We start from the raw sequence: 1,204 nt of genomic DNA, 5'->3' as shown, positions 1-1,204 counted from the left end.
GGCCGGCAGGCCGATCAGGGCCGCCGCGTCGCCTCTGCGCTAGCTGAGGGTTTCGACGCACCGCAGACAGCCGCACAGCAGCGGACGGCCATGGAAGGGGCGCGCCGCACGACGGCCGATGCTGAATACGGCGCGGCCCGGGCTGGCGCCGGACAAGTCGACGTTGTTCCGGCCCTCAACAACATCGACCGCACCATCGGCACCGGCCCCGGGCAGGCGCTGCAGGCTCCGAACGATACGATCGAGGGCGCACTTCACCCGTTTCGGCAGCGGCTCGCCCGCGTCGACCCCAACGATTTCGAGGCAGTGCAGCGCATCCGCAGCGACATGGCGGACACAGCCCAAAACGCCCTGCAGAACGGCTACGGCAACCGCGCGCGCCTCATCGGTCAAGCCGTGCGTGAGCTTGACGCGGCGATGGAAGCCGCAAGCCCGGGCTATCGGGCTGCAAACGCCAACTTCGCGCAGTCCTCGCGCAACATCGAAGCGATCGACCAGGGCCGCACCGCGGCGCTACGCGGCCGCCCAGAAGACACCATTCCAGCCTTCCAGGGGCTCACGCCAGAGGGGCAGGCTGGCTTTCGCACGGGCTACGCCGACCCGCTGATTGAGCAGGCGCAAGGCGCTGCCATTGGCGCCAACAAGGCGCGCCCGCTCACCAGTGACGCCTTCCGGGATGAAGCGGCCGCGCTCGCGCCCGGCAACGACATGATGCAGCGGCGGCTCGGCCGCGAAATGACGATGTTCGAGACCCGCAATCAGGCGCTCGGTGGGTCACGCACAGCCGACAATCTGGCCGATGCCAACGCCATGGCGGTAGAGCCCAAGGTCGTGTTTGGGGTGGTGCGCAACATCCTGTCCGGGAACCCCGGCGCCGCAGTGCGCGACGTGCTCGCGGCTGGATCAAACGTGCTCAGCGGCAACACGCCGGAAGTGCGTCGGCACGTCGCCGAAATCCTCCTGCAGCGCGCGCCCAACATGAACCCGCATGCGCTGCAGAACATGGTCGACCAGACCATCCAGCGTATCCAGCGCGTCCAGCAAATCGCCCGCTCGATCGGCCGCGGCGGCGCCGGCGCGCTTGCCGTGGAGACGAGCAACACGGGCCGCCGTCAGTGACGAAACCAGTAGATCACCGCTGAAACGAGGATCCAGCCAATTGCATAGGCAAGCGCATCAGGGGCACCCGAACCAAAAATCGGCT

1 pseudogene is annotated in these 1,204 nt (G+C 67.9%); it reads left to right on the top strand.

The window, feature by feature from the left end:
* Positions 1-1,119, top strand: a pseudogene (locus IVB46_RS21000) (hypothetical protein); the annotation flags it as partial.
* Positions 1,120-1,204: the final 85 nt, after the last annotated feature.

Source organism: Bradyrhizobium sp. 61, assembly GCF_023073075.1.
GTDB lineage: Bacteria > Pseudomonadota > Alphaproteobacteria > Rhizobiales > Xanthobacteraceae > Bradyrhizobium > Bradyrhizobium barranii.
This window is presented reverse-complemented; position numbering and strand designations above follow the sequence as displayed.